29 protein-coding genes and 1 pseudogene are annotated in these 26,524 nt (G+C 38.1%); 12 read left to right on the forward strand and 18 right to left on the reverse strand.

Going from position 1 to position 26,524, the window contains the following annotated elements:
- Positions 1-291 precede the first annotated feature (291 nt).
- The 4 genes from tkt to yneA form a co-directional block, all read right to left on the reverse strand.
- Entirely contained in the window at positions 292-2,295 is a 2,004-nt protein-coding gene (gene tkt, locus ACQKFG_RS21065) for a transketolase (RefSeq protein WP_192204347.1), read from the reverse strand.
- 234 nt (positions 2,296-2,529) lie between these two features.
- A complete protein-coding gene (locus ACQKFG_RS21070; protein ID WP_076368840.1) occupies positions 2,530-2,763 on the reverse strand; it encodes a DUF896 domain-containing protein in 234 nt (77 codons plus the stop codon).
- Between the two features lie 65 nt (positions 2,764-2,828).
- Positions 2,829-3,485, reverse strand: a complete 657-nt coding sequence (locus ACQKFG_RS21075) for a YneB family resolvase-like protein (RefSeq protein ID WP_141995055.1) — start codon at positions 3,483-3,485, stop codon at positions 2,829-2,831.
- A 19-nt stretch (positions 3,486-3,504) separates the two neighbouring features.
- Positions 3,505-3,816 carry a cell division suppressor protein YneA gene (gene yneA / locus ACQKFG_RS21080; protein ID WP_427562456.1) on the reverse strand — a complete coding sequence of 104 codons (312 nt, stop codon included), beginning with the start codon at positions 3,814-3,816 and terminating at the stop codon, positions 3,505-3,507.
- 155 nt (positions 3,817-3,971) lie between these two features.
- Between yneA and lexA the strand changes: the two genes are divergently transcribed.
- Positions 3,972-4,595, forward strand: a complete 624-nt coding sequence (lexA, locus tag ACQKFG_RS21085; RefSeq protein WP_098372919.1) for a transcriptional repressor LexA — start codon at positions 3,972-3,974, stop codon at positions 4,593-4,595.
- Positions 4,596-4,855: 260 nt separating this feature from the next.
- Here lexA and ACQKFG_RS21090 read toward each other — a convergent pair whose 3' ends face one another.
- Positions 4,856-5,137, reverse strand: a complete 282-nt coding sequence (locus ACQKFG_RS21090; RefSeq protein WP_427562460.1) for a glucosaminidase domain-containing protein — start codon at positions 5,135-5,137, stop codon at positions 4,856-4,858.
- 373 nt (positions 5,138-5,510) lie between these two features.
- Between ACQKFG_RS21090 and ACQKFG_RS21095 the strand changes: the two genes are divergently transcribed.
- Complete coding sequence (locus ACQKFG_RS21095) at positions 5,511-5,798, forward strand: hypothetical protein (RefSeq protein WP_192204344.1); 288 nt, start codon at positions 5,511-5,513, stop codon at positions 5,796-5,798.
- A 338-nt stretch (positions 5,799-6,136) separates the two neighbouring features.
- On the opposite strand, the gene ACQKFG_RS21100 is transcribed toward ACQKFG_RS21095, so the two are convergent.
- From ACQKFG_RS21100 to ACQKFG_RS21110, 3 genes are all read right to left on the reverse strand, one after another.
- Positions 6,137-7,669, reverse strand: coding sequence for an esterase/lipase family protein (locus ACQKFG_RS21100; protein ID WP_427562725.1), 1,533 nt, complete (start codon positions 7,667-7,669; stop codon positions 6,137-6,139).
- Between the two features lie 577 nt (positions 7,670-8,246).
- The gene (locus ACQKFG_RS21105; RefSeq protein ID WP_427562464.1) at positions 8,247-8,444 is read right to left on the reverse strand and encodes a hypothetical protein; all 198 of its coding nucleotides are present in this window, start codon (positions 8,442-8,444) and stop codon (positions 8,247-8,249) included.
- Positions 8,445-8,564: 120 nt separating this feature from the next.
- On the reverse strand, positions 8,565-8,789 hold the full coding sequence (locus tag ACQKFG_RS21110) for a helix-turn-helix transcriptional regulator (protein WP_427562467.1): 225 nt from the start codon (positions 8,787-8,789) through the stop codon (positions 8,565-8,567).
- Positions 8,790-8,924: 135 nt separating this feature from the next.
- Here ACQKFG_RS21110 and ACQKFG_RS21115 point away from each other — a divergent pair, with 135 nt between their 5' ends.
- Complete coding sequence (locus ACQKFG_RS21115; RefSeq protein ID WP_427562470.1) at positions 8,925-9,563, forward strand: LexA family protein; 639 nt, start codon at positions 8,925-8,927, stop codon at positions 9,561-9,563.
- A gap of 362 nt (positions 9,564-9,925) precedes the next feature.
- Here the strand turns inward: ACQKFG_RS21115 and ACQKFG_RS21120 are convergent, their stop codons facing one another.
- Entirely contained in the window at positions 9,926-10,615 is a 690-nt protein-coding gene (locus ACQKFG_RS21120; protein ID WP_427562473.1) for an N-acetylmuramoyl-L-alanine amidase family protein, read from the reverse strand.
- An 814-nt stretch (positions 10,616-11,429) separates the two neighbouring features.
- On the reverse strand, positions 11,430-11,660 hold the full coding sequence (locus tag ACQKFG_RS21125) for a hypothetical protein (protein WP_427562476.1): 231 nt from the start codon (positions 11,658-11,660) through the stop codon (positions 11,430-11,432).
- A gap of 162 nt (positions 11,661-11,822) precedes the next feature.
- On the opposite strand from ACQKFG_RS21125, the gene ACQKFG_RS21130 reads away from it, so the two are divergent.
- Together ACQKFG_RS21130 and ACQKFG_RS21135 are read left to right on the forward strand one after the other, a co-directional pair.
- A complete protein-coding gene (locus ACQKFG_RS21130) occupies positions 11,823-12,734 on the forward strand; it encodes a phosphotransferase family protein (protein ID WP_427562479.1) in 912 nt (303 codons plus the stop codon).
- A 204-nt stretch (positions 12,735-12,938) separates the two neighbouring features.
- Positions 12,939-13,172 carry a CotD family spore coat protein gene (locus ACQKFG_RS21135; protein ID WP_228467675.1) on the forward strand — a complete coding sequence of 78 codons (234 nt, stop codon included), beginning with the start codon at positions 12,939-12,941 and terminating at the stop codon, positions 13,170-13,172.
- A gap of 68 nt (positions 13,173-13,240) precedes the next feature.
- Here the strand turns inward: ACQKFG_RS21135 and ACQKFG_RS21140 are convergent, their stop codons facing one another.
- On the reverse strand, positions 13,241-13,702 hold the full coding sequence (locus tag ACQKFG_RS21140; protein WP_427562482.1) for an N-acetyltransferase family protein: 462 nt from the start codon (positions 13,700-13,702) through the stop codon (positions 13,241-13,243).
- 246 nt (positions 13,703-13,948) lie between these two features.
- Between ACQKFG_RS21140 and ACQKFG_RS21145 the strand changes: the two genes are divergently transcribed.
- Positions 13,949-14,299 carry a hypothetical protein gene (locus tag ACQKFG_RS21145; RefSeq protein ID WP_427562485.1) on the forward strand — a complete coding sequence of 117 codons (351 nt, stop codon included), beginning with the start codon at positions 13,949-13,951 and terminating at the stop codon, positions 14,297-14,299.
- 1,369 nt (positions 14,300-15,668) lie between these two features.
- Here the strand turns inward: ACQKFG_RS21145 and dnaN are convergent.
- Positions 15,669-16,799, reverse strand: coding sequence for a DNA polymerase III subunit beta (gene dnaN / locus ACQKFG_RS21150; RefSeq protein WP_427562488.1), 1,131 nt, complete (start codon positions 16,797-16,799; stop codon positions 15,669-15,671).
- Positions 16,800-17,063: 264 nt separating this feature from the next.
- Here dnaN and ACQKFG_RS21155 point away from each other — a divergent pair, with 264 nt between their 5' ends.
- From ACQKFG_RS21155 to ACQKFG_RS21165, 3 genes are all read left to right on the forward strand, one after another.
- Positions 17,064-17,390 (forward strand): DMT family transporter, encoded by a 327-nt coding sequence (locus ACQKFG_RS21155; protein ID WP_286182152.1) that lies wholly within the window; start codon positions 17,064-17,066, stop codon positions 17,388-17,390.
- 25 nt (positions 17,391-17,415) lie between these two features.
- Complete coding sequence (locus ACQKFG_RS21160) at positions 17,416-17,763, forward strand: DMT family transporter (RefSeq protein ID WP_192204334.1); 348 nt, start codon at positions 17,416-17,418, stop codon at positions 17,761-17,763.
- Positions 17,764-17,904: 141 nt separating this feature from the next.
- Positions 17,905-18,129, forward strand: a complete 225-nt coding sequence (locus ACQKFG_RS21165; RefSeq protein WP_342615511.1) for a hypothetical protein — start codon at positions 17,905-17,907, stop codon at positions 18,127-18,129.
- Positions 18,130-18,255: 126 nt separating this feature from the next.
- Here ACQKFG_RS21165 and ACQKFG_RS21170 read toward each other — a convergent pair.
- The 5 genes and pseudogenes from ACQKFG_RS21170 to treP all read right to left on the reverse strand — a co-directional run.
- A pseudogene (locus ACQKFG_RS21170) lies at positions 18,256-18,370 on the reverse strand (IS1595 family transposase); the annotation flags it as partial.
- Positions 18,371-18,500: 130 nt separating this feature from the next.
- Complete coding sequence (locus ACQKFG_RS21175; RefSeq protein ID WP_427562493.1) at positions 18,501-18,815, reverse strand: hypothetical protein; 315 nt, start codon at positions 18,813-18,815, stop codon at positions 18,501-18,503.
- A gap of 104 nt (positions 18,816-18,919) precedes the next feature.
- Positions 18,920-19,633, reverse strand: a complete 714-nt coding sequence (gene treR, locus ACQKFG_RS21180; protein ID WP_427562495.1) for a trehalose operon repressor — start codon at positions 19,631-19,633, stop codon at positions 18,920-18,922.
- 30 nt (positions 19,634-19,663) lie between these two features.
- Positions 19,664-21,334, reverse strand: coding sequence for an alpha,alpha-phosphotrehalase (treC, locus tag ACQKFG_RS21185; protein WP_427562498.1), 1,671 nt, complete (start codon positions 21,332-21,334; stop codon positions 19,664-19,666).
- An 80-nt stretch (positions 21,335-21,414) separates the two neighbouring features.
- Positions 21,415-22,866 (reverse strand): PTS system trehalose-specific EIIBC component, encoded by a 1,452-nt coding sequence (treP, locus tag ACQKFG_RS21190; RefSeq protein WP_192204330.1) that lies wholly within the window; start codon positions 22,864-22,866, stop codon positions 21,415-21,417.
- A 366-nt stretch (positions 22,867-23,232) separates the two neighbouring features.
- Here treP and ACQKFG_RS21195 point away from each other — a divergent pair, with 366 nt between their 5' ends.
- Entirely contained in the window at positions 23,233-23,817 is a 585-nt protein-coding gene (locus ACQKFG_RS21195; protein WP_427562502.1) for a CGNR zinc finger domain-containing protein, read from the forward strand.
- Positions 23,818-23,939: 122 nt separating this feature from the next.
- Positions 23,940-24,494, forward strand: a complete 555-nt coding sequence (locus ACQKFG_RS21200) for an HPP family protein (protein WP_353871853.1) — start codon at positions 23,940-23,942, stop codon at positions 24,492-24,494.
- Positions 24,495-24,635: 141 nt separating this feature from the next.
- Here the strand turns inward: ACQKFG_RS21200 and ACQKFG_RS21205 are convergent, their stop codons facing one another.
- On the reverse strand, positions 24,636-25,748 hold the full coding sequence (locus ACQKFG_RS21205; protein WP_427562506.1) for a DNA alkylation repair protein: 1,113 nt from the start codon (positions 25,746-25,748) through the stop codon (positions 24,636-24,638).
- A gap of 492 nt (positions 25,749-26,240) precedes the next feature.
- On the opposite strand from ACQKFG_RS21205, the gene ACQKFG_RS21210 reads away from it, so the two are divergent.
- Positions 26,241-26,462 carry a hypothetical protein gene (locus ACQKFG_RS21210; protein WP_427562740.1) on the forward strand — a complete coding sequence of 74 codons (222 nt, stop codon included), beginning with the start codon at positions 26,241-26,243 and terminating at the stop codon, positions 26,460-26,462.
- Positions 26,463-26,524 lie beyond the last annotated feature (62 nt).

Genomic DNA, 26,524 nt, shown 5'->3' on the forward strand with positions numbered 1-26,524 from the left:
TGCCTCCTAGCTCTCCTATTTTGATCACGAAAACAACTAACCACCAGGACACTCTCCACTATTTTCCACTATTGATGACTTTCCCCTTTAACTGACACAATTAAACGAAATTTATTTATTCTCATTATATATTGACAAACTAAAAAGATATGTTGTTTACTGGAGAAATTTTCTTCTTTTTTTGTCGAATGGAAGATTTCCTTTCGAATTGGAACACATTCAATTTAAAATAGGATTGCTTTTAGTAAAAAAAACTGACACCAATACATTTGGTGTCAGTTCCCATTACTATTATTTAATCATTTCCTTAACTCGAGCAACTACATTTTCTACAGTGAAACCGAATTCCTCCATGATTTTACCGCCAGGTGCAGAAGCTCCAAAATGATTGATGGCCAATATTTCACCCTCATCACCTGCATAACGATCCCAGCCAAATGGTGAAGCCACTTCGATAGCTAGACGTTTTTTCACTGCCGGATTTATTACGCTTTGTTTATATTCTTTAGATTGAGTTTCAAATCGATCCCATGATGGCATACTGATTACCGAAACATCAATTCCTTCGTTCGCTAAAGCTTTCTGTGCTTCCACAGCCAAGTTCACTTCGGAACCAGTCGCAAGAAGTAATGCATCAGCTACTTCTTTCTTAGAAGCAGAGATGATGTAAGCACCTTTTGAAACACCTTCATACGCAGTTTCGGAAGTGTCTTTTATTGTTGGCAATCCTTGACGAGTCAGTACAAGTGCAGTTGGTTTATTTGTAGACTCCATTGCCACTTTCCAGGCTGCTGCCGTTTCATTGCCATCAGCTGGACGTATTACCCCTAGGTTAGGCATTGCACGCAATGATGCTAATTGTTCGATTGGCTCATGAGTAGGTCCGTCTTCCCCTACAGCAATGCTATCATGAGTGAACACATAGTTTACCGGCAGTCCCATTAGTGCTGCCATTCTTATGGCTGGACGTAGATAATCAGAGAATACAAAGAATGTTCCTCCGTATACTTTTAAACCACCATGAAGTGCCATTCCATTTAAAGCCGCACCCATAGCAAATTCACGTACACCGAACCATATATTACGCCCACTGTAATTACCAGGTAAGAAATCTGTCTCACCTTTGATGGCAGTATTATTCGATCCAGCTAAATCTGCAGAACCGCCAATGAAGCTAGGTACCTTTTTGGCAATTGCATTTAGTACTTCCCCACTTGAAGCACGGGAAGCTAATGTCTTACCTTCTTCGTAGACCGGAATTTCCTGATCCCATTCAGCAGGCAGTTCACCTTTGATGGCAAGCTCCAATTGCTCTGCTAACTCAGGATGCGCTTCTTTGTAATTTTTAAACAACTCATTCCAAGCTTCTTCTTTTTGAGCGCCTGCATCAACAACAGCTTCATTGAAATGTGAATACACTTCCTCCGGAACATGGAAGTCCTCTTCGAATGTCCATTTATATGCTTCTTTTGTCAATTTCAGCTCATCTGCACCAAGCGGAGCTCCGTGAACAGCAGATTTACCTGAACGGTTTGGTGAACCGTAACCAATAACCGTTTTCACTTCGATTAATGTTGGGCGTGCATCGTCAGTTTTCGCTTCTTCAATCGCTTTGGCGATTTCCTGAAGATCGTTCCCATCCTCAACGCGAATATATTGCCATCCATAAGATTTGAAGCGGTCTGCTACGCTTTCACTAAATGATTGACTTAAGTCTCCGTCAAGTGAAATATCATTAGAATCATATAAAACAACAAGTCTTCCGAGTTGTAGATGTCCAGCTAATGAAGCCGCTTCTGCAGAAACACCTTCCATTAAATCCCCATCTCCACAAATGCTATATGTATAATGATCGACCACATTATAAGAATCGCGGTTATAGCTTTCTGCCAAGTGACGTTCTGCCATTGCCATTCCGACTGCCATTGCGATACCTTGTCCAAGCGGCCCAGTAGTTGCATCTACACCAGCCGTATGTCCGTATTCAGGATGCCCTGGAGTTTTACTGCCCCATTGGCGGAAGCTTTTCAAATCATCGATAGATAAGCCATAGCCGGATAGATGAAGAAGGCTGTATAACAGCATAGACCCATGACCAGCAGAAAGAACAAAGCGGTCTCTATTAAACCATTCTGGATTTTTCGGGTTATGGTTCATATATTCGGTCCATAGTTTATACGCCATCGGCGCTGCACCCATTGGCATACCTGGATGGCCAGAATTAGCCTTTTCAATTGCATCAATCGATAATGTACGAATTGTATTAATAGAAAGTGCATCTAATTTATCTAACATATCGTAAAAACATCCCTTCCTGTAATGTACCTCTTTATATTATAGTGACAAGCTTAATATCACAACTAAAATCACTATTTACTGCCTCAATATTACAATTTTCTAGAAATAAGAGAAGCCCCCTATTTAGATTAAACTAAATAGGAGAATACATACATGAATGCACTCTCTTTTTACTCCTAAATGCTAATAGAATCTTCAAATGGATGTTCCATCAGAAGAATCCAAGCATTATTAATGTAAGTTTCTTTTTTCTTTTATATTTTTTATCTTTTGAGGAGTTACGTCATTACCTTCTGGATCGACGACTTTCACATGCTCCAACGTATTGGTCATGGACTTTCTGAATGTTTCCAAATACTCACTTCTCAATTGGGTTTGCTCTTTCGCCTCAACTTCCGTCAAACCTTCAGCCTTTGCCTTTTTAGAAAGTTCATTAATACGGGCTAATTTTTCTTTTGATAACATAATTTCGCTCCTTCATAATCTGCGGATATTGTCATGGTATTAAAAAAATAGCGAAATTACAAGTTCTATGATTGACTTTCCAGTGTATTCAATTGATGTTCGAGAAAACGCCTGTTCACTGTAGCCTTAGATACATTGTATCCAAAGCCCCTCAAAGTTGCTGCGATCTCTGCAAATGTCAATCCATTGGCCCGAAGTTTAATGATTTCTTCTATAGGAATCTCCTTACGGTCCCTTCCGGTGGAATTCCTTTGATTCTGAAGGTTTTTTTGAGGTCGATACCCCTTTTCAACGGCCCTTATCATCCCGCGCTTTATTTTTAGATTATGTAGTTTCCTTTGATATTCTTCTACAATTCCGACAATCTGGATGACCATCGCATCCGAATCCGATAGCTCAAGTTCGCCATCGTGTGAGAGCGTATAAATTTTCACATCTTCTTTAAGGATGACATGGAAAAGGGCTATTTTGGCATTCCCTCTTCCCAGCCTCGTTTCGTCCTGGATTAATAGTACTTCAGCTTCTTTGGTTTTAAATAGTTCGAGCATGTCAAAAATGCCATCCCTATTCAACTCATAACCACTAGCCTGTTCTTTTATTATGGAAATGACTTCAACATCCATCTTTTCTGCCAATTTGACTAATTCATCTTCCTGCCTTGCCAATGATGTTTCCTGTGACTCTTTTTCTGTGCTGACCCTACAATAGATTACCGCTTTCATAATACCCTACCTTCACTGCTTACTGGTCACTGGCCAAATTCTGGACAAGTTCTTCCCCTTTAACCGGTATGACGATGACTTGACCAGGTTTAATCGAATCTGCCCTTACTCCATTATGCTCTTCTATCCAACCAATGAATTCTTTTTTTGTCAAATTTGCTTCTTCATATTCTTCGGCAATTCCCCATAGGGTGTCACCTTCACTTACTTCTATAGAAAGGAAATCATTTTTTTGATCATTGTTCAATGTACAAGAGAATAAAATTGAAAAGATAAATACTGATCCCGCTAATAGAATCGTATAAATATAATTTTTGTATAATTTTTTCATAAATATCCCTCCAAAGCGAATGTTCGTTCGTATGTTATGACCAAATTATAATACGAACGTTTGTTTCAGTCAACAACAAAATTCGAACTTATGTTTGTATAGAGTTGGGGGCCATGCTATAATATAGCAAAGAACATTGGGGAAGAGGTGCACTAATGACTAAACTATCAAAACGGCAGCAAGATATTCTTGATTTCATTAAAGAAGAGGTTCGCCAAAAAGGGTATCCACCTTCCGTACGGGAGATTGGCGAAGCAGTGGGACTTGCATCAAGTTCAACAGTACACGGACATTTATCCCGCCTGGAAAGTAAAGGCCTGATCAGACGTGACCCAACCAAGCCAAGGGCCATTGAAATAATGAATTCGGAGGAAGCGAACAATATTCCAAAAGCCAATGTCGTGAACGTTCCGTTACTTGGAAAAGTAACAGCGGGCATGCCTATAACGGCCATCGAGAACATAGAAGAATACTTTCCGCTTCCCGAAAGCATGGTTCCGCATGATGATCATGTATTCATGTTGGAAATCATGGGTGAAAGTATGATCGAAGCTGGAATTCATGATGGAGACTATGTCATCGTGAAACAACAAAGCAATGCCAATAATGGAGATATCGTCGTGGCCATGACGGAAGATGATGAAGCCACTGTAAAACGATTCTTTAAGGAACCGGATTACATAAGGCTTCAGCCCGAGAACTCAAATATGGAACCAATTATTTTACGAGATGTTTCGATACTTGGAAAAGTAATAGGCTTATATAGACAAATACACTAAAAGCGCTAACCGCGCTTTTTTTTTGTTTGTTTAATTTATGTCCCGAATTCTCTCAATATGCATATGGAAGAGTAGGTTTTAATATATTTTTTAATAGAATCTATTCTCATGTGAATATTACATCTTTTGGAAAGAAACTCATTCAAAAAAAGGAGAGTGTTGAAATACCGTTGCCAGTTAAAAATTCCATTTCATTCTTAATATTTGGTTCACTTTAATAAGGTAAAGATCGCCCAAGCCATTTCACTATTGAATCTGTACTATTGTAGAACATATGCTTTACAAGAGCAGAGACTGAATCCCTTTTTTTGACAATTAAGACTTCCATTCCATGACGTCCCGTTTACGTATAGATTGGCAAGATCTCGAAGACTTTCTTCCCAAGATGGGTATTTCCTGAATTTGTTCCATACTTGAACGGGTACAGCGGTGAGGTATTCGATTGTTTGGATAATGTCAGACTCGCCCTTAAAGTCACCTTTTGTACCGAATATATTTTTTCCTTGACTTGCTAATAAGCTTGTCCCATATCCACTCTCCAAGCAAGCTTATGCAATAACAACAATGGTAAAATATTAATTCCTTTTGAATTTTCTGGGCATAAGGAGCATTCTCCTTAATAAATGTTTCCTTGCTCATTAGATCTTCGCATTAATAGACGTTTTTTACTGTTTATCTTCATTGTCGGCTCTTTCCGAGTTGTTTTAAACCATTCCCGCGGCCAACCAGAAAAAGCCGTCAATCCATATAATTATATGGATTGACGGCTTTAAAATTGAACTCTGAAAATCTTCAAAACCTGGTTGCATAACCTTTTATATATTAGTTTTAAATATGAATTTTTTTATTATAGTATAAAGCCTTGATAAAAAGTAAAAATTAATTTTGAAAACTTCTATTTAAGGTGGTGAAATTATGGACTTCCCAACCATCCATACAAACTTTTGGGATGCAGTAATAGCCATTCCTATCATCATGATTCTTACTCAACTAATTAAGGTCATGTTTCATATTCGCCCAAAATTCATCCCTACCATCGCTTTGGGTCTTGGCTTGTTCATTTCCATTTTCATCAGTCATCGTCATCACTTGGTTGCAGGGATTTTCATGGGCTGGTTTTATGGCTATGCAAGCATTGGCAATTATGCTGCACTTAAAACAGGTATTTTGTCTTATAGAGAATCTTATCAAAAGACAGATTAAACCCGTTGTCTCGTTTCAATTCATCAATCTCTTGTATTGCCACGAGCCCGAGTGGCTTCTATCCCCATCGAACATCCGTTAAATTAAAATCTAAATTAACAATTACGACCTTAACTTTGGCTGAATCACAAAAACTCTCATGTTAACCATACCATTATACATTACCCACAAAATACCTTTTCAATTAACAAAAGGTATTAATTGGTAAAAAGGAAGTTCGGAATGCACTTATCCCGAACTATGATTTTTAATAAAAAACTGAATGTTCTTTTAGAAAAAAACGTACCCAAACTGACTTTCCTTCGAATTTGATACCTTCTCAATAAGATGGCATTTCACTATTTCTCGATATAGACCGAACGAACCAGAGTCCGGGTTCTTTCAGTGCCATCCACATTTTTTTCCTTGACATCAATAGTTACATTATAGACACCTGACTTAGGCACTTCTGGAAGGGTGCCAGTAAAATTTTCGGTCTCCAGTACCTTAATTGAGCTTTTCCCACTAATTTCATTACCGGTTTCATCTACTAAGCGAACCAAAAAAGTTGTGCTGTTTGGCGTTTTTTTATCATTCATTGGATTCTTTATTAAAAATTTTGCATCTTTTTCCTTAACTTTTCCGGCCATACTTAATGTAATGGGATTCTTTTCGTTAAATTGAGCTGTGAACAGGTAGGCGTCTTTTGGCGATTTACTCTTCATTCGCACCTTCCAGTCACCGATTTCGAGGTTGTTTCTATTGAATGTCTGGATGGTTGCACCATTAAAAAAGGAAGTTTCATTTTGGGCTGAATCAACCATTAAGGAAGGTGAATATTTTTTATTTGATGGAGAAATCAATTCAACCTCGACATCATCTGAGGCTGTATATATGGTTATATTACCCGGGGCTGATTCATTTACATGGAAACTTTGTTCAATCCAAACATGTTGTTTCAGGGCATCACCCATAACGGTTTGAGCAAGTGCGGTTGTAATGACATCATCTTCAACTCGTTCTTTATAATTGACATTAAATCCAGGAATCCCAGCGGTGGTAGCACTCCTTAAATAGGGTTCAATTCTTGAAAATACAGCTGAACCGACTCGGATATTGTCGTGATCAAAGTTTGGATCCGTAAATAAATGTGTTGCGTAAGGTATTTTTGTACTCCAAACATTTACTAGACCATCATTTTCCCCATATGAAGATAAATATTGTCCACCCATTGATAAAGCTGAAAGAACCGGGCCTCTGTTCATACCTGCCACAGTGAAATACATGTTTTTACGAGAGTTAACATGGTTATCCGTGACAGAACGAAATTCCGCCATTTTACCAACTTGTAAAGAATAAGTTCCATCATCTTTTTGACCTAATAGGGAACCAAGCCAGCCCGCATACCAGCTATAAGCCAAATCAGCAAGGTATGAACCATGATGAGGGGAAGCTAAAGTGATCACCCTTCCAACATATTGGTGTGCTCCATAGTGTACTAGAGCCGCTTGGGTGTCTGTCCCCCCTTTGCTGTGAGCTATAATATTTACTTTTTCGCCCCCGAAATGGTTACTGATTTGTGAAAGCATTTGAGCTAAAAGCCTTCCGTTATCATATTGGCTCGCTGATCCATTTCCAGCCGAATCATGAAGCTGAACAAAAACCGTTTGGTAGCCTGCTTCATACGCCTTGGTATACATATCATTGATCCCATGATATTCAGTTTCACCGTACCAGCTGGTTGAACTGCTGTTTCTCCCTTGTACAAACACGATCGGTGGTTTCTCTTTGTCAAGATTGGGAGGAATGCTTCCAAGAAACCAATCCCCTGGACTGAAGGTTTCGGAGGGCGGCTTCAATTTCCCTGCTGAGGAAATGCCTGGCTTAGCCATAATTAATATCGTTAGAATGAGGACAAGAAAAACGACATAATTGAATACATTCCTTTTCAATTGTTATCTCCTCCAAATGGTATTTTTTCGAACTCATCCTTTTATCAATGCCCCCCCTTCCCAGGACTTCCATAGCCTTCATTATTATATAATTGTACTTTTGCATACCATTACCTGCCATCCTCATAAAGATGGGAGAAATAAACTAGAAGAAGTTCATTAAAAATGGAGATAAAGTATGAAGATTCGCTTTCAATTCATTTAGGTTTGCAGTCTTTTTCATTTTATGAATACGAACTTACGGAGGAAATTGGAATGCCCCAAGTTCACAAGCATGAAAACAAGCCTTTATCCTGCAAAGGATAAAGGCTTGTTCATCCATATTAACTTTTCCTTCGAATTTGCCATTGTCCAATTGCTCCTAATCATGGTGTTTTGAAAATCCGTCCTATACATTAAGTAAATAAAAGTGTTTCACAGCAATTGGCTGTCATTCAGTGGGATCTCAATTTCAATCGTCAATTTTATATTTCAGCATACAGCCTTTTTATTAAGGAACATCAAGAAGTTTGGATTTTTATTCCTTAAAAATACTTCCTCCTCTTCCTCCTGCATACGCGTATTTCATCCTGAGAACCGAATCAATAATTTCAATGAAAATCCAATTTGACAACACCGTCGTGTACGATAATATCCTCAATGGCCTCCCCACGAAATACCTTCCAATATAATATGTGCTAACGGCAGCAGCCCCTACTGCAACTTCCCTTTCCACCTTGTTCACCTTCTTTCCATCATTCCTTGAATCTTCTCCCACGGAAGTTAGGATTGTATTGATTGGACTTTACATTGCGAATGGTCGGTCTGTTGAAGAAACGCTGGTACACTTGAACTATCAACTACATTTGAAGTGTAGGTGAGGGTCAAAAAAAATGATCTCGTCGATTGAGAATCCTACACATTCAGCAAATAAATAAGCCTTATCGATTCGCAAAGGAATCTTATATTGCTCATAGTCAATGTAAGTCCTCTTGGCCATCTTCAGCACTTTAGCCATTTCATCTTGAGTCAATCCTTTATACTTCCTCGCTTGTTTAAGTGTGAATTTAATGTTTGTCATATCTTTGTCACCACCTGTCTAAAAAAATAATACCACACTTGAAGTATAGTTTCCAACAACTTTTCGCAAAATTCACGCTCTTTAAGTTTACTCACTTTCACTCATAGTGTATATTCAAGTAAGAGGTGAAGAAATATGCACATTGGTGAACGGATTAAAATGTTAAGAAAAGAAAGAAAAATGACACAAGAAGATTTGGCAAATATTTTAAAAGTGGCCCCAACAGCAGTATCAGCCTGGGAATCCGGAAGGAATAAACCTTTAATGGATAAATTGAGCATGATGTCCACATGCTTTGAAATACCGCTATCCCACCTGATTGAAGGAGCACCTGCCGTTAGAAATAATCCTGGAATGGAATTCCTAAATGAAAAGAATGTAAGATTAATTGGTGTTTACGGAAATATCCCTGCTGGAGATCCTCATTTTACCAATGAATATATTGAAGCCTATATGCCGACATTAAATTCGATGCTAAAATCGAATAAAGAATATTTTTTCCTTAGAGTGAATGGCAATAGCATGAACGAAGAATTCAGTGACGGATCATTGATTCTCGTTGAAAAAACGAACTTCGTTGAAAACGGAAAAATTGGTGTGGTTTTAGTAAATGGTCACGATGCTACAGTCAAAAAAGTGAATATCAATGAAGAAAACATCACACTCACTCCCTGCAGCACGGATCCTTTTTATGAAGACAAAACCTATAACATCAAAAATGATAGAGTCCGTATTTTAGGAAAAGTGGTTCAAGCCATTAAAATATACGATTAATATCCATCTCGAGGGTTACTTTACATAAAGGAAAATAAAGGGTTAATGAGCAACAATACATAGATTCAATTCAGTTATTTGCTGATACACTTTAGGTACAAGCCATTATGGTTTGTGCTTTTTATATGCCTACAAAGAATCCATTTAAATTTGTGTCCGTCTATATGAAAAAGCGTAGCTTACATTTCACACCCTCCACTATTATCCAAGTGATGGACAAATCAGGACAGTCGAATGTACATGATGATTTCATTACATACATATTCTTGAACCTGGAAAAGCCCCTCTCTTTTTGAGAAGGGCTTCCTGCGTGGAGTGCTTCTGGAAGTTATAAATAATTTAACCAATCAATTATTAATTATTCATTTAACCCGCAACTTCTGGTTTACCGTAATGTTGTACTGACTGTCAAGACCGTTCCAATCTTTAATTTGCTGAACCGTACTGCCATAAACGATGCTTAAGGAGTATACGGTATCCCCACTAACGACAGTGTGGTATACAGCTATACTTTTCTTTGTAAGATTGAAGCATTTAACTAAACCGTTTACATGTCCGCGAGCGAGTGATTCGATAAAGGAAGCCGTTTTCAATTTGGCTGCGTCATTGACATTATCGATAAATCCATTTTCAGACAGGAGTGCAGGCATGTCCGTTTCACGAAGTACATGTAAATCTCCTGTTTTTTGTCCTCTGTCTTGGATGTTGATAAGCTTCATGACCTCTGAATGAATATGATCTTGATACGTTTTCGTGACCTGGTTAGTGGACGTATAGATGTAATCCTCGTACCCGGTTCCGCCGCCGGCATTTATGTGGATGGAGAGATAAAAGTCCGCTCCCCACGCGTTCGCTGCATTCGTACGATCGTTTAAGGAGGGGTACGTATCTTGGGTCCTGCTCATTTTTACATAAACATTATTATATTCTATTAATAAGATATCTTTAATTCGAGTTGCAATGGATAAAGTTAAATCCTTTTCTCTTAATCCATTCCCCACCGATCCTGGATCCGTACCTCCATGGCCGGGATCAATAAATACTTTCACCATTTCTATCACCTCTATTAATCTTATGTTAAGCAAGAACAAATGCTTGTACATATTACTATCGGATTAAAGAAGTTTCAAAAGATATAGTATTCTTCATCTCGCCTGCCGTTCCAAAAATATACACACCATTAGGTGTTTTTGGCCTTTTATATTATGACATTCTCCCATTGGACGAGAATTTTTTGAAAAAGCTATCTGCTTTTTTTCACTTAGGCATCAGCAGGAATTAATGGGGAATAACCCCTCTATAAAAATAGTGGTGGAGGAGATTAAGAGATTTAAGAAAAAGTCAACATTAACAATAATGCTCAAACAAAAAGCTTAATATTTATTGTTGATGGTTTATTTTATTTATTGCTTCCCCACAATCTTTTATTACGTCAACCACTATGGCGGGTCCTGATAATTGTGGAAAATGTCTACTTTTTTCAGCGATGATGTGTTTGCTGTTTTGTGACAATGAAAGTAATTCCAATTGATTCTCAAATCGTTTTTTCGAACTTCCTCAGGCATAATTCGATTTTCTTGTCCACCAGTAATTACAAATACAGGTATTTCGGGAAATGTATCAGTTTGCTGGATTTGATCACAGTTTTTCCCACAAAATAGAATTAATTACGTTAAGAAAAGGAATTCAACACCCTGAACATCTTATTAAAGTTTTTAACTTCCTTGCCTAGATATTCATTAAGGCTGATATCTTTCGTGGTACTGAATTTTTTTAAAAACCATTCCCGCTACTTCTTTTGGGTAAAGCCGGGAATATAAATTAGCATATAAGCCGCCTGGGGAATGTCCCACCAATAAAGGGGGCTCAAATGTTAACAATATTTATCCTGTCTTGGTTTTCCTTCGGTTTATCGCTGCCAGCAACATCAAAACGATAATAGGAAAATACTGATTCAGATTCCGAAATTGCCGGGAGGATTTTCATCCAACCCTCTATCGGTTCAGCACCACCGTTAAAAAACTTTATTTGGATTTCCGTTTTCAGTAATATGATATTGTAACGTCCCTTTTGGTGTATCCACTTTATATTTTTCAATTTTCATTTTCAGCACACCTCACTTGTTTAAATTACTGTAACAATCTATTGGTTTCATTTATTGAATTTGCAGCAATGAGGCCTTTGAATTTTTCGCGAAAGTTATAGGAAAATGTGAACTTAAATTCCTTAACAATGAACGGGATTAGGAGATGACATATGATGAACGATAAGTTTGAACGATTGGTTCATAAGTTTGATCAAGGAAACAAGCTAATTCGCGCATGGGAATTAAAAGGCGGTATTTCTGCACAGGTAATTGGACTTGAACTATTACAATCGTCAGGGCGAATCGTAAAAATGATCGTTCGTCAGCATGGTGATAATGACTTGAAACGGAATCCGAATATTGCAGCAGATGAACACCAGCTCTTAGGGATATTGAAAGCTGCCGGTTTGCCTGTACCGATGCCATATTACCTTGAGCAATCCTGCGAGATATTTTCCAAGCCATGCCTAATTCTCGAGTTTATTGAGGGTAAGTCAGAATTCTCCCCCTCAAATCTTAATGATCATATCTTACAATTGGCAATCAATCTAGCAAAAATCCACCGTGTTGATTGTGCAGATCTATCTTTATCATTCCTGCCTAATGTAGAAAATACATATGTAGAGATGTTAAATAATAAAGAAAGGGTACTCTTGGACGATACATTAAATCTAAGCATGATTAGGGATTTGTTAAAATCTTTCATGCCATTACCCGCCATGAATAAAAAAGTGATCCTTCATGGTGATTATTGGCCAGGAAATATATTATGGAAAGAGGATAAACTAGTTTCCATAATTGATTGGGAAGACTCAGGCTTAGGGGACCCTTTGGCTGACCTTGCCAATAGTCAACTCGAAATTTCATATCATTTTGGAATGCAAGCGATGGATGACTTCACCCATCAATATAAATCCATGATGCCGGAGTTGAATTTTACAAACTTACCATTCTGGCAATTATTTGCAGCGTTACGGTTATCTACATTTCCTGAATGGGGCTTGGAAAAAAGCAAGGAAAATAGCTGGAGGAAAAGACACGAGTCATTTGTTCGCCAAGCAATTAACCAAATTCGTTTAAATTAATGTTTATTCATTTTTTAATTGATCGAAAATTATAATATGTATATGAACTTTTGATAAAGGCATCTATACCAGTCCCTTTATCAATTTTTTTCATAAACTAACAATGACTCTCAAAAAAATCCAGGAGGTGTTTAAATGTATAATAAGCCCTGGGGGCATCCGAAAGGCGGTCAATTTCCACCACAATATTTCCCGCCTCACAGAATGCCTACTCAGTATAATCCACCTCAAATCTCCCCGACAAAGCAAAATGTTAAAACTAATGTCATTAACAACGTGATTCCAGTTTTTCATCCGACACATACAACTACCGTGAATAAACATTTCACCACATATATTCCGCATACCCGAAGTATCGTGAAAGAGTGTTATAGCCAAAGCTTTGTTTGTGGAGTTCCTCAACCCCCCAGTCTTTCGAGGAGAATGTTAAGATATTAATTAAAAACCCCGATTCGGGGTTTTTATTCATTCCTTCCATCAACTTTTGAAATTGACATTCAAAGGATTTACAACTGTCTAAATGCAAATTCCCTATACATTTTAAAGTTTTGTTTCTTATAAAACTCTTTTGCAGCAATGTTTTCACACCAATAATCCAGTTCAATTAAATCTATATCGTTCTTTTTAGCCATTTCATAGACCTCATTCATTAGTTTTTTACCGTAACCTTTTTGGGTTTGTCTTTCAGTGATACTAAGCTGATGCACATATACTGCTTTATACTCATTTTTAAAAGCGCTTTCTGGATAGGTTTTAAATTCAATCCATGCGTAACCGATCGGTTCTTCAAGTTCTTTTAAAACGAGAAAAACAAAACTGTTATTTTTCACCAACTTTTCGAAAGTTCCTTTCATTGCACAATAATCATATTCCTTAAAATACCTCGGATATAGTTTTGCATGCAGATTGTGAACATTTTGATTTAATTTTGCAATCACTTCATGATCCCAGGTTTGACTAACAATCATAATTATCCCCTTTCTATAAACCTGTGAATTTTTATATTACAAACCAAGCAACGTCCACATTCCAAAAGTACAATCCTAGCCGTAAAGAAGAACCCCATTCCTAAAACATAAATATGCCTTCAAGTTTCTTTTTACATCTGGGTAAAAAAGGCGCGAAACAACAGTTTCAAAAAACTAATAAATAAAGTGAAAATATCTTTATGATATTTGTAACATATCTCCTCAACATACTGGAAGGTGATGATCATGACTTTCCCTCTTTTTATTGTAACTGGCATTAGTGGCTCAGGAAAATCAGCAACCTCACTGGAATTGCAGAAACTCATGGTGGATTTCAATGTATTTGATATAGATCTTATCGTAAACAATGACGATCATCTAACAGCTTGTGATAATTGGTTGAAAGTTGCCTATTATAGTGCTTATTCCGGACCGTATTATTCGGCAATGTACCCGCTCCATATAATGTTGAAATTTGCGACCATTTCCCTTTCTTTAATCCAGTTCATTACCTGCATCTTTATTGTAACGGTGAAGCTCGTACACAACGATTATCGGCTCGCGGCAAATGGACGGCTGACAGCATTAATTATATGAATGCACTATCTGAGAAGTTAGTTCAAGAAGCCAAAACATCAGTTCCACCAATACCTACTTTAGACACTTCTACCACTTCGCCGCCCCAAGTCGCTAAGTTAATTAAACAATGGATAATGAAGAACTTACCTAAATAAAGGAAGATTAACTCTATAGATGCAGATTTGAAGCTTTCTGATGAAATACGTACTTTTTCGAAAGCCACTCTTGTCTGATGCTGGCTTTCTTAGCCAAATAAACGTGCCGGTCTAACAAAGGTTTTGTTTAGCTTTTAATTTTTGGGCACATATATTCCTGATATTCTTATGAAGTTAAAGAACTTTGTTAGTGAAGAAGTAGTAAAAAGGGATCTTCCTATAGAAGATCCCTTTTTACATGCCGATACATCTGATTCACTAGTTTTGTATAGTTTATGCACAAGCATTATTGAAGTGGGATACCTGAAAAATGTTGGGAAATTGACCTATTCGCCGCAGTCTGGGAATTCTAATCCTATTAATGATGATGCCAATAGAGCTGAAATACGGATTCTAAGTGTAGCTACATCATCAATTTCAGTGACTAAAAAGAATGACCATCAACTTCTAAGATACAAGGTGATTGCACTCTTTCTTCCCCCCTTTCTATTAAAAGATATAGTAATAGAGGAAATAGTATGTTTGGTTGTTATGTAGATAAAGAACAATCAGAACACATGAAAATAAGGCATTTTAGCAGTTATTGTATTAGTTTTGCATTTGGAAAAAGAACTACCCAGCAGTAGTTTCGATCTTACTGTATGATTGAAGTGGCGGTTTACTAAGAACAAAAAGGAATAAGTATGACTTGTTCTCCCCCTTTCTTATTTTGTTTCATCTTTTTATTTTTCCATGTTATAAAATGAAGCCCCATTGGCTTAAATGCTCAGGTATTGTACTTGGTGCGTTCCTTACTGGATATAGGAAAATAATCACTACTGAAAAACGTATCATGAGTATTTAGCTATCATATGGTCATATTTATTTCATATATTCTACCGTGGTTTATTTTAAAATAAAATCTTTCGACAGTACTCAAGCAAGGCAATACGACTGATAAATACATAATCTTACATTCGCTTTTTCCTGACGTTCTTATTAAAATAATTTCTGTTACCTAGATGTGCATCATTGATTATAAGCCGCGTGCGATTACAGAAGCAGAGTAGGATATTCTCAAGTCACTTGCACAAATCGCCATGGATGAAATGGAATTGTGCATGGCTTCATTTCACATCAATAAACTCAGTAAGGATAAATCCGACTTTTTTGGGGTCTTAAGTCATTTCATTAATCCGATGTTACCGGTTGGCGATTCACTCCTGTTATTCTTTTCCTACAGTCTTTCCGCTTTAGTATGCTCTCACTGGTGAAATTAGGTGAAGATAGGAGGAATTATCGCTTGGCTCGATTAAGATAGGTTTCATTGGACCACCAAAACTTAGCTTTACCTCTTTTTCTTTTATCGCTTTTAAGGCATCCAATAAAAAACTTCCATCCAGTGATATACTTAACCCCGCATCACCTCTGATTGCCTTGATGCTTTGCGTTTCTTCTATCTTCCCTAATTCCGATGAATTAGAAGATATCCTTAGCTTACTATTATCCAAGATTTCTAAATGAACATTGTTATTTCTCCATTCACTTGCAAAAAGGCAGGCCCTATCAATACCCTTTAATAGTGCATTGGTATCCATGGTGATGATCGTTTTCAAATCTTGGGGCAGCAATCCTGATACATTCGGGAAATTACCTTCAATCAGCCTTGAATAAAGTGAGATAGTATTTGCTTTAAAGACGATATAACTTTTTGTGATGAAAATATGTATGATACCTGCTTCATTATTAATTAACTTGGTTAATTCATTTAGGCATTTACTTGGAACGATGAATGACCCATTCACCTTCGATTCTAACGGAAGTTCTCTTAACGCTAAACGATGGGAATTTGTTGCAACACAAGAAAGCTTGTTATCCTTGATTGACAAATTGACTCCTGTCAAAGCAGGTCTTACACCGCTTTTAGAAACGGCAAACACTGTTTGTTTTATGATTTCCAATAATTCAACACTTGGGATATTAAAATAACCAGCTTCCTCCACTTGAGGAAGATTTGGATATTCCCCGGAATGTAACCCATTTAGGTTTGTTACTATTTCATTTGATTGGATAGTAACTGATTGATTTTCGTTCATCTTTACATGAATGACATCAGGTGATTTTTTAACGATTTCACTTAAATATTTTGCCGATAATACAACCGTGCCCTTTTTAAAAACCTCCAATTTCATTACACCGTCAATCGTTAAAGGAATGTTTTTTTCAATGACAATATCGGAATTACCGCCAAGAAGGGTTAAGCAATCGCTATTAGCCACTATCTTTATTCCTGATAAAATGGGAATATGTGTTTTTATGGAAACGGCATGGCTGACATCTGTAATCGCCTTATTAAAGCATTCTTTGTTTATTATAAATTCCATGAAATAAGTTCACCCCAATATAATCGTTAAAGGAATAATTCGACAAAATTCCTGAAAATTCCTGTTCGCCCTACTTATATGTTGCTGTCAGGTCCGAAGAAGCGGCTTATTGCATCACCTTCAGCCTAATATTGAGCGTGTACTGCAATGACAGTAAATATGAAACTGACTATAGGCAGTATTAGTTTTATATGAGTCCTTTAGATGATAAGATTCTTGGGGAAGTGATTGAAAAAATAGATCAATATTTAGGAGGAGTTCATCTTGAATCCTTATGCATTTTTGGCAATAGCCATCCTAAGTGAAGTGTTTGGCAGTTCGATGTTAAAAATATCAAACGGGTTTAAAAGGTTATTCCCTTCCATAGGTGTGGTAATTGGAATGGGTTTGGCTTTTTATTGCCTATCGTTATCATTAATAACCATACCGCTAGGAACGGCTTATGCCATTTGGTCGGGAATAGGCACAGCTTTAACTGCTTTAGTAGGAGTTATCGTTTATAAAGAAAGCTTTAACGTGAAAAAATTTTTAGGTTTAGTCCTGATCATTGGAGGAGTGGTGGTTTTGAAGCTCTCAAGTGGAGGCAATTAACAATTTAGTAATCGGAGGTAATAGTATGAAAGGATACATGGCTTTAGGAATATCCATCTTAAGCGAAGTCTTTGGTACGACCATGCTTAAGTTGTCTGAAGGATTCACGCATTTATTCGCTTCACTTGGGGTTATAATAGGATTTGGAATTGCATTTTATAGCTTATCTATATGTCTTAAAACAATTCCGTTAAGCTTAGCTTATGCCATTTGGTCAGGAATAGGCACAGCTTTAACTGCATTAATTGGCGTACTATTATGGAGTGAGCCATTTAGTATCACTACATTAGGTGGCTTAGTATTAATCATTGGTGGAGTGGTGTTACTAAATGCTTCCCATACTCCCAAACAAGCAGAAGGATCGTCAAACTAATGGTTTGATGATCCTCCTCTCCCCCCGTTCGTTTAAAAATAAAAGGCTCTTTTCTAAAAGATTGTTGCTACCAGAAAAATGAATTGTATAATATTAGAAATAACTGAAAGGTCTGTTAATATCTAATTAGGAGGTGTTTAGATGAAATTAAAGAGCTTCATAGTTACCTTTGGTTCATTTGTATTGACGACAGGAATGCTTTATCTGGTTGGTCATATGTTTACTATTCCTTGGTTAATGTTCCATCACGAATATACAGAGAACGGAAACGGCTTCTTCATTTCAGCTGGTTCGTTGGTTCCATTAATTATCGGTTTGATTGTATGCTTTTTTGCAGAAAAGATTTATAGTTACAAGTTCCGATAAAAACTTGGTTGATAATGCCACGTTTTTTACGCTCTTAACTTGGAGCGGTTGTAAAATATACTCGTTGACAGGGTGTAAGAAACAAATCTTTTAGGAGTTCTTGAAAAGGCACTTTTTTATTCAACTAAGAAATTGGTGCCAGAAAAGGTAATTATCAATGTACTTAGTGGCCACTCCTTGAAAAACGGTCCATCTGCATTTTTAAACGTTTGTGGCAGCCATTTACGTGCTGGATATGATAATACCTTTTCTTACATAGACCTTCTTACTTACGTTAATAGGTTCATGCTGAAGACCCTTCATTATCTCGATTTTCTTAAAGTAAGTGGCTGTATCAGTGCAAAGCAAAGCAGATGTGTCGGTATGGCTTCCTAACACCTTGTCCAACTCGACAGCAGTATCTCGTCCTTTTCCTGCTCAGGGAACAAATCTTCTTTAATAGCATTAAAGAGCTTTAAATGTTCTATTGGAGTAAGGACTGAAAAATCCTCACAAATATCTAACCACATTGTTGAATGCCCCCCTGTGTAATCAATTATTCGAAAATATAGTATGATTCCAATAGCAACAATCTTATACCAAACAGCCTCCAATTCGAGGTCTATAAGAATAACACGATACATTGAACAGCAGTAAAAAAGGCCGCCACGGCGACCTTCTCTTTTTGAATGGAGCTGACCTTTCATGAATCATTCCATCTCTTCCATATAATTCTAAGGCATTTCCCTTGGCAATCTAATTGTTTTTTCATTTCATCTCTAGCCTGCCATTCATCAATTACCTTTCGCATTCACCAAGTTCTTCGTGCAAAGTCCGTGAACTTGAATTTATCGGGTCTATGCCTGGATTCACTATATTGAAACAAGCTTCCATCGATTAAATGGACCGTACTTTTCACAACTGCCACCATATCGAAGTCTTCAATGTCCAATAATTGTCTATCTTCTTCACTGCATGGCTCCACGGTAATTTCCTTATTGGAAAAACCGATCTGGAGTCCGAGTCCCTTTTCAATATATCCATAAATCGAATCCTCACAAATTTCCTTTGTCAGGTTGGTTACGAACTCGCTTTTGAAATAGTCTTTATCCAGTATGATTTTCTTGCCGTTGATTTGCCGCACCCGAAACACTTTCCATACTTTACCACCATCCGTTAAGTCCAGAAGCTTGGCCATGTTTGCGTCAGGGGTCTCAAGCTCCAACTTATGGATGATCGTTCTGGAATGCAAATTCAACTTTTCCACCATTTCTTTATAGGAAATCAACCCTGCTACAGGAAAATTAAATTTGCTGAAATCCAAGACAAATGAACCCTTGCCTTTGATTTTATGGATATATCCATTTTGTTCAAGCAACTGTAATGACTTTCTCACAGTATCCCTGGATATGCCATACTCTTCCATGAAGCTGCTTTCGGAAGGAAGCTTTGAATTTGTCGGAAAGGTTCCTTCTTCAATTTTTGAAACGATATCACTATATAGCGATAGATATTTGCTGTTCATTTCATCACCACAATATATTTTTCTTGTCTGCTACTTGTCCTTTTTCAACAAATAGGCAACCGATTCATAGGGACGAAGGATAAAATCACCTGCAAGTTCTTTCGAATCGATATAGTTTGAGAGCAAGAGCTCTGAGTTGTATCCAAATAGGTCCATATCTTTTGGAATCTTGAAGGACGCTTCTTTTGCATAAAAGTTATTGATGACCAAAAGTTTCTCATCTTTATAACTGCGAACATATGCGAACAATTGGTCATGGTCGCCAAGAATTTCCTGGTAGTCCCCATATGCAATGATATCATGTTTCTTGCGTAAGAATATAAGTTTTTGGTAATGATGAAAAATGGAATCCCGATCCTTCAATGCGTGTTCAGCGTTGATTACCTTAGCATTATCAGGCACTGAAATCCATGGCGTCACTTTTGTAAAGCCTGCGTGCTCCGTATCTTCCCACTGCATGGGAGTTCGAGAATTATCACGGGATTTAGCCTGAAGAATTTCGATTATATCCTTTTCATTCTTGCCTGCCTCTTTTAAAATATTATAATAATTAATCGATTCCACATCCCGATATTGACCAATATCATTGAATTTCGGGTTGGTCATTCCTATTTCCTCCCCTTGATAAATATATGGGGTTCCCCTAAGCATATGAATGGCTGTTGCCAGCATCTTGGCAGATTCCTTATGATACTCTTGATCATTCCCAAACCTGGATACGATCCTTGGCTGGTCATGGTTGCACCAGAACAGGGCATTCCATCCATTCCCTTCTTGCATCCCATACTGCCAGCTGCTTAGGATCTCCTTTAACTGCCTGAAGTCAAAATCTGCTAGTGACCATTTTTCCCCATCTTTATAATCCACCTTTAGATGATGGAAACTGAATACCATGGACAGCTCCTTTTCAACTGGAGATGAATATTTGATGCAATGGTCAATGGTCGTCGATGACATTTCCCCTACAGTCATCACCTCTACATCGTTCCCAAATGTTTCTTCATGCATCTCTTTAAGGAATTGATGAATTTTGGGACCATCTGTATAAAAGCAGCGTCCATCTCCATCATCGTCATTTTCATAGAAGTCAGGTTTCGAAATAAGATTGATCACATCCAAACGGAAGCCTTTGACACCTTTATCCATCCAGAAGTTAACTACATTGAAGATTTCCTGCCTTACTCTGGGATTTTCCCAGTTAAGATCAGCTTGGGTCCGATCGAACAAGTGAAGGTAGTATTCATCATGTTCCGCTACATATTCCCATGCAGGGCCTCCGAATTTCGAAATCCAATTGGTAGGGGGCTCTCCATCTTTCGATTTCTTGAAAATATAATAGTCCTTATATTCTTTATCTCCAGACAATGCTTTTTGGAACCATTCATGCTCTGTTGATGTATGGTTGAATACCATATCCAACATGATTTGGATATCCCGCGAATTAGCTTCCTTCACCAATCTTTCGAAATCATCCATCGTCCCGAAAACAGGATCAATGGATGTATAATCCGCTACATCATATCCATTATCATTCTGAGGGGAACGATAAAAAGGGGTCAGCCAAATATAATCCACTCCCAGTTCATTCAGATAATCAAGTTTTTCAATAACACCATTTATGTCCCCGATGCCGTCACCGTTCGAATCCTTAAATGACTTCGGATAAATTTGATAGATGGTACTTTTTTTAAAATCCTTCATTATGATTCCTCCTCTGCTATCCCTGATGTCTCTTTTGCCAGTATGGTAAAAAAGAGGGAGAATGCTCCCCCTCCACGTTATTAAGCATTTAATTTCGTTGTTTTCGTTCTTGTTTTCAAATTCATTTTAGGACGTTTGGAGAATACAATAGTCAAAATGAATGGCACAACGAAAGCAACCAACATCGCGAGTGCAAACATTCCCATGTGCTGTGGCTGGATGGATAGAATACCCGGGATCCCCCCAACACCGATGGAATTTGCCATTACTCCTGATCCGACTGAAACGATGCCCGCGAAAAGTGAACCGATCATACCGGCTAAGAACGGAAAGCCGTATTTCAGGTTAATCCCGAACATGGCTGGCTCGGTTACACCTAGATAACATGAAATCGTAGCGGGGATGGAAACTTGTCTTTCCTCCTGGTCCTTTCTGTTGATGTAAATCATTGCAAGCACTGCCGTTCCTTGTGCAATATTGGATAATGCGATCATCGGCCATAGGTTCGTACCGCCAAGTTCACTCATGAGCTGAAGATCGATTGCATTTGTCATGTGATGCAGTCCCGTGATGACAAGCGGTGCGTAGGCAAAGCCGAAAACTGCAGCAAATAGCCAGCCAACTGATGAATTCAATCCTGAATATACAACAGTAGAAATGACAGAACCTATTTTCCAGCCTAAAGGCCCCAAAATGGTGTGGGCAATGATAACAGTTGGAAGTAAAGCGAAAAATGGAACGACGATCATGGAAATGGAATTATGCACTTTATCTCTCAAGTACCGTTCTAAATATGCCAAGACGAACCCTGCAAGTATCGCTGGGATGACTTGAGCCTGATATCCGATCATGTCGACCTGGGCAAAACCGAAATCCCAAAAAGGTATGTCACTTGCCTTTGTGTTTGCCACTGCATATGCATTAAGAAGTTGTGGGGAAACCAGGGTCAAACCAAGGACGATGCCGAGAATTTGAGTCGTGCCCATTTTCTTCGAGATCGACCATGTAATGCCAACAGGAAGAAAATGAAAAATAGCTTCACCTATCAGCCAAAGGAAGGCATGGACCCCTGCCCAAAATTGGGAAATATCCACAAGGGTCTTTGTGCTATCATCGAACATTTTAATATCGCCGATGATATTGCGGAATCCAAGAATGAGTCCGCCAACGACAATGGCAGGAATCAGCGGGGTGAAAATATCCGCAAGATGGGCAATCATACGCTGCAGCCAGCTCATATTCTGTTTAGCTGCATTTTTCACATCTTCTTTTGACGCTTCCTGAAGTCCAGCTATGGAAACGAATTCATTATAAAACGATGATACTTCGTTCCCGATTATGACCTGGAACTGGCCAGCTTGTGTAAACGTTCCTTTCACAAGCTTAATCGATTCGATATTCGTTACATCCGCCTTGGAGGGATCTTTCAAAGCAAAACGCATTCTTGTCGCACAATGCGTAACCGTAGCAATATTCTCTTTCCCTCCGACATGTTGAAGCAAATCCGTTGCTGGTTCTGTGTATTTACCCATTTCACTACTTCCTTTCCCTAGAAAGCAAAATATAGTTGTTTTTATAACCTGTACGTATAGGTTCTGTATACGCTTTCATATTATCCTGTACGTACAGGTTATGTCAAGAGCTTTTTCCCTCACTTTAATAGGATTGATTATCATGTGATTTCATTTACTATACTGTTATTGCTAATATGGGTGGTTGATAACACGATTCATGTTATCGCCGTATCTATCAACAATCTCTCATGTAAGATGATTGGCTATGGGGTTCTTAACATGAATACCTAGCTGAAAAACCCCGAAATAGGGTATAATGTTGACATAACCTCTAAATCAATATTTTAAAGGTTAGCATTTAACAGAGAAATGAGTGATGAACATATGTCTGAAACTAATAAATTCCCACTTATATCAGGTAAACTTTCTCTGGACTTAGTGAACACGGAACTAGTCAGTCGAGGTCAACGGCAAGACTTATTACTTTCAGAACGGGATGTGTTGGACTGGCTTGCTGTAATAAAAGGGAAAAACTCATATTGGGATAATCAACTATTCTTGAAAATTAAAGAGAGAATTCAGCAGGTATTTGTAGGCATTTTAGAAATGCGTACTATTTTAAGAAAACAATTTGAGTTAATAGCAGATGGAAATATGATTCCTGATGAGTTTATCGCTTTTTTAGAAAATAAAATCGAAAAATCACCTTTTACTTATAAATTAATGGATCAAAAACTTGTTCCAATACCTGTTGGAGAAGCGGAAGATATCCTGCTATCTTATATTGCTTTTAACACATTAACATTAATCGAAGAAAATAAGCTGTCATCACTAAAGCGATGCTCGAATGATGATTGCGTTCTGTTATTTATCGATGAAAGCGGAAGACGCAAGTGGTGTTCAATGAAAATATGCGGGAATAGAAAAAAGGTTGCCCGATTTCAACACCGAAAATCTGATGATAAATGAAGTTCCAACTTATTATATAAGTTGGCTTTTTTTATGAAATTCCAAACTAACTGTTAAAATAGTTTTTGACAGGTTAGTTTGATTCGTATAAAATCTAATTATATAAAAAAGGAGTGGTAATATTGGACCGTATAGCAGTAGCGAGGAATAAAGAAAAACGCTTTTTTCACCTACGTTATTTAACGAAGATGAAGGGAAAAGGAAGAAGCCCTTTACAGATAAATGTAAAGGACGCAATAACGGGACTCATTGGGGGATTTTCAACGATATTCGCTTTAATTCTTTTAACAAAAATAACTTCAGCAGTGTGGTTAATGGCTCCATTTGGTGCCAGCTGTGTACTGGCTTTCGGTTTATGGAACGTGCCGTTATCACAGCCACGAAATATTATTGGCGGCCATTTCGTTTCAACATTCGTAGGTTTAGCCTCCTATCATTTTTTTGGCGATGAGCCTTGGGCGATTGGCTTGGCTGTGGGATTAGCAATTGCCGTCATGATGCTGACAAAAACGACGCACCCGCCAGCAGGGGCAGACCCACTTGTTGTTATGCTAGGTCATTATAGCTGGAGCTATTTATTTACGCCTGTGTTAATTGGTTCCGTGATAATCGTTTTACTGGCATTGTTCATTAATAATTTGCGCAGCAATCGGAGCTATCCAACTTTTTGGATTTGATTGATTTTAAATGTGTTACTTGCAATGTTTCACTTTCATGAAAGAATTAAAAACGAGGAACTCTCGACTCCTCGTTTTTGTTAGTTATAAGTGCTGGTACTCCTGTAACTAATCAAGGACTCCCATACTTTTTAAGTTCCGTTATCCTTCAGCGTTTAGTTTGATATGCGTTTCTGCAACCTCCACTCCGTTCACAAGGAGTGTTATTCGATGGATTCCCCTATAATGTCGACGGGTCGTCAGGTCTTTCCAATTGTGAATCCTCACTCTTTCAACTCTTTCATCATCCGAGAAATCCCTATCTGCCAAAAGGAAAATTTTCCGGGACGTTTTCTGATTAGCTTTTACGAAATCGATGGCATACTCAATGCGAAGTTTCGCTGTCTTCTCCGCATGCACTTGAAACCCGAAATGAAGTTCACTTGTTTCCCCAATATAAATCGAGTCAGCTTCATTTCTTATAAATGCGTTTGTAATGATATTCGGATCATTCAATACATCCGTGTATCCAAATAATGAAAGGACTTCTGGATCTCCTTGACGAACTAGTGTCCTGCATCCCCGTCGGACAATCCAAATCGTATTGGGCTCTCCGCTTTCATGCCAGCGCTTGGCAGTTTTTATTACGGTTTTAGGATGATCTTTGGCAATATCATTCAAGTTATTGGCCACACTTTTGCGAACATATAGGGACGGGTCGTTTTTCAGGTTCTCTAGTACTTCCAAGACCGGTGCCGGATCGGATTTGAACATCGGTAAAGCTTGCCCCCATGGTAACCTTGGCCGGCATCCTTCACTTGCCAGCCTGCGGACATGCTCATCACCATGATTGGTCCATTCCTTCATCTTCTCGATCATTAAAACGGGATCACGCAAGATAAAAGCACGGATGGCAAATTCGGAGGATGACCTTGCAGTAAAACGCTCCAACGCATCTAGCGATAAAGGCCAATCTTTCTTATTCAATCCATGTACCTCGACAAAGTCCGGGAAAAATAAATATCTAAACCCTTCGCAATCCTTATCAAGTCGATACAAAATATCCAAAGCCTCTTGATAATCACTTGGAAGGTGCTTTCCAAGAGTAATGGAAATATGTCTAATCCGTTCTTTTAACTTCCTCTCGCCCCAATGTTCATCAATCACTTCCTCTATAAACAATTCGGTCGAGAAGGACGGATGGACACCCTTTACTTTTTCACCAAATTCACGAATGAACGTTTCATTATATAGATTCTTTAAGGGCTCAGCCATTTAATTCACTTCTTTTCTTCAGGTTTGGATACTTGCACTACCTATCAGCTATCATTTCAAATAATGTTAGGGACCTTCATCCATAGAGCGATGCACTGCCAGGCGAACAAAAGCCGCAGCTTACACAAGCCACGACTCTTTCAATTCTATAAAACGATTGACTAACTAGGAAAATCTACTATACTCTATACATCGACAAATGAACACGAGCATTGACTGGCATCGATTCTCCTATGATATTGTCTCATTAGTTCGTTGTTTACAATTCTTGTTCCAAGTTCTCCTTTCAGTGCCGCGTCGACATCTGTTAGGATCATAAATACATCTGTATCGACTTCCTGTGCGCGCTTAAATCCGCTTCGGCCCTTGTCAATTACGGCTTCAATCCAACCCTCTGCCCATCATCATGTTTCACCAACGGAATGCCTCCGCCTCCAGAAGCAATGACAATTTTTCCTGCCTCTGTTACCGGTTTAATCACATAAGTCCCCAATGATTGATTTCGGCATTGGCGAGGGAACGCCCCGTTGCCAGCCTCTTCCGGTCTCTTCCTTAACAACCCATATTACCATTCCAAAATCAACAAAAAAACATCTCATTGAAGAAATGAATCAAAATCACCTTGTAGGGCCAGACCCTGAAGACCCTGACAATTTTGATTATAAGGTGGAAGGAGATAGACGCATTCAATTTGTCTATCTCCTTTCTTTATAATAACATGCGATTTATCCAAACTAGTAACAAGATGTGTTTACTTTATTATTATTACCTCTTTC

This window comes from Peribacillus sp. NPDC076916 (assembly GCF_050269675.1).
Taxonomy (GTDB): domain Bacteria; phylum Bacillota; class Bacilli; order Bacillales; family DSM-1321; genus Peribacillus; species Peribacillus aracenensis.

Bases quoted from the DNA above. Each gene is read 5' to 3' on its own strand.
- ACQKFG_RS21120 (WP_427562473.1), bottom strand. From the start codon at position 10,615: ATGGTGAAAGTATTTATTGATCCCGGCCATGGAGGTACGGATCCAGGA.
- treR (WP_427562495.1), bottom strand. From the start codon at position 19,633: ATGAACAGCAAATATCTATCGCTATATAGTGATATCGTTTCAAAAATT.
- ACQKFG_RS21095 (WP_192204344.1), top strand. From the start codon at position 5,511: ATGGACTTCCCAACCATCCATACAAACTTTTGGGATGCAGTAATAGCC.
- ACQKFG_RS21115 (WP_427562470.1), top strand. From the start codon at position 8,925: ATGCACATTGGTGAACGGATTAAAATGTTAAGAAAAGAAAGAAAAATG.
- ACQKFG_RS21165 (WP_342615511.1), top strand. From the start codon at position 17,905: ATGAAATTAAAGAGCTTCATAGTTACCTTTGGTTCATTTGTATTGACG.
- ACQKFG_RS21070 (WP_076368840.1), bottom strand. From the start codon at position 2,763: ATGTTATCAAAAGAAAAATTAGCCCGTATTAATGAACTTTCTAAAAAG.
- ACQKFG_RS21075 (WP_141995055.1), bottom strand. From the start codon at position 3,485: ATGAAAGCGGTAATCTATTGTAGGGTCAGCACAGAAAAAGAGTCACAG.
- treP (WP_192204330.1), bottom strand. From the start codon at position 22,866: ATGGGTAAATACACAGAACCAGCAACGGATTTGCTTCAACATGTCGGA.
- ACQKFG_RS21160 (WP_192204334.1), top strand. From the start codon at position 17,416: ATGAAAGGATACATGGCTTTAGGAATATCCATCTTAAGCGAAGTCTTT.
- tkt (WP_192204347.1), bottom strand. From the start codon at position 2,295: ATGTTAGATAAATTAGATGCACTTTCTATTAATACAATTCGTACATTA.
- ACQKFG_RS21205 (WP_427562506.1), bottom strand. From the start codon at position 25,748: ATGGCTGAGCCCTTAAAGAATCTATATAATGAAACGTTCATTCGTGAA.
- yneA (WP_427562456.1), bottom strand. From the start codon at position 3,816: ATGAAAAAATTATACAAAAATTATATTTATACGATTCTATTAGCGGGA.
- dnaN (WP_427562488.1), bottom strand. From the start codon at position 16,799: ATGGAATTTATAATAAACAAAGAATGCTTTAATAAGGCGATTACAGAT.
- treC (WP_427562498.1), bottom strand. From the start codon at position 21,334: ATGAAGGATTTTAAAAAAAGTACCATCTATCAAATTTATCCGAAGTCA.
- ACQKFG_RS21210 (WP_427562740.1), top strand. From the start codon at position 26,241: ATGATTGATTTCGGCATTGGCGAGGGAACGCCCCGTTGCCAGCCTCTT.
- ACQKFG_RS21130 (WP_427562479.1), top strand. From the start codon at position 11,823: ATGAACGATAAGTTTGAACGATTGGTTCATAAGTTTGATCAAGGAAAC.
- ACQKFG_RS21110 (WP_427562467.1), bottom strand. From the start codon at position 8,789: ATGACAAACATTAAATTCACACTTAAACAAGCGAGGAAGTATAAAGGA.
- ACQKFG_RS21175 (WP_427562493.1), bottom strand. From the start codon at position 18,815: ATGAAAGGTCAGCTCCATTCAAAAAGAGAAGGTCGCCGTGGCGGCCTT.
- ACQKFG_RS21140 (WP_427562482.1), bottom strand. From the start codon at position 13,702: ATGATTGTTAGTCAAACCTGGGATCATGAAGTGATTGCAAAATTAAAT.
- ACQKFG_RS21100 (WP_427562725.1), bottom strand. From the start codon at position 7,669: ATGGCTAAGCCAGGCATTTCCTCAGCAGGGAAATTGAAGCCGCCCTCC.
- lexA (WP_098372919.1), top strand. From the start codon at position 3,972: ATGACTAAACTATCAAAACGGCAGCAAGATATTCTTGATTTCATTAAA.
- ACQKFG_RS21195 (WP_427562502.1), top strand. From the start codon at position 23,233: ATGTCTGAAACTAATAAATTCCCACTTATATCAGGTAAACTTTCTCTG.
- ACQKFG_RS21145 (WP_427562485.1), top strand. From the start codon at position 13,949: ATGACTTTCCCTCTTTTTATTGTAACTGGCATTAGTGGCTCAGGAAAA.
- ACQKFG_RS21135 (WP_228467675.1), top strand. From the start codon at position 12,939: ATGCCTACTCAGTATAATCCACCTCAAATCTCCCCGACAAAGCAAAAT.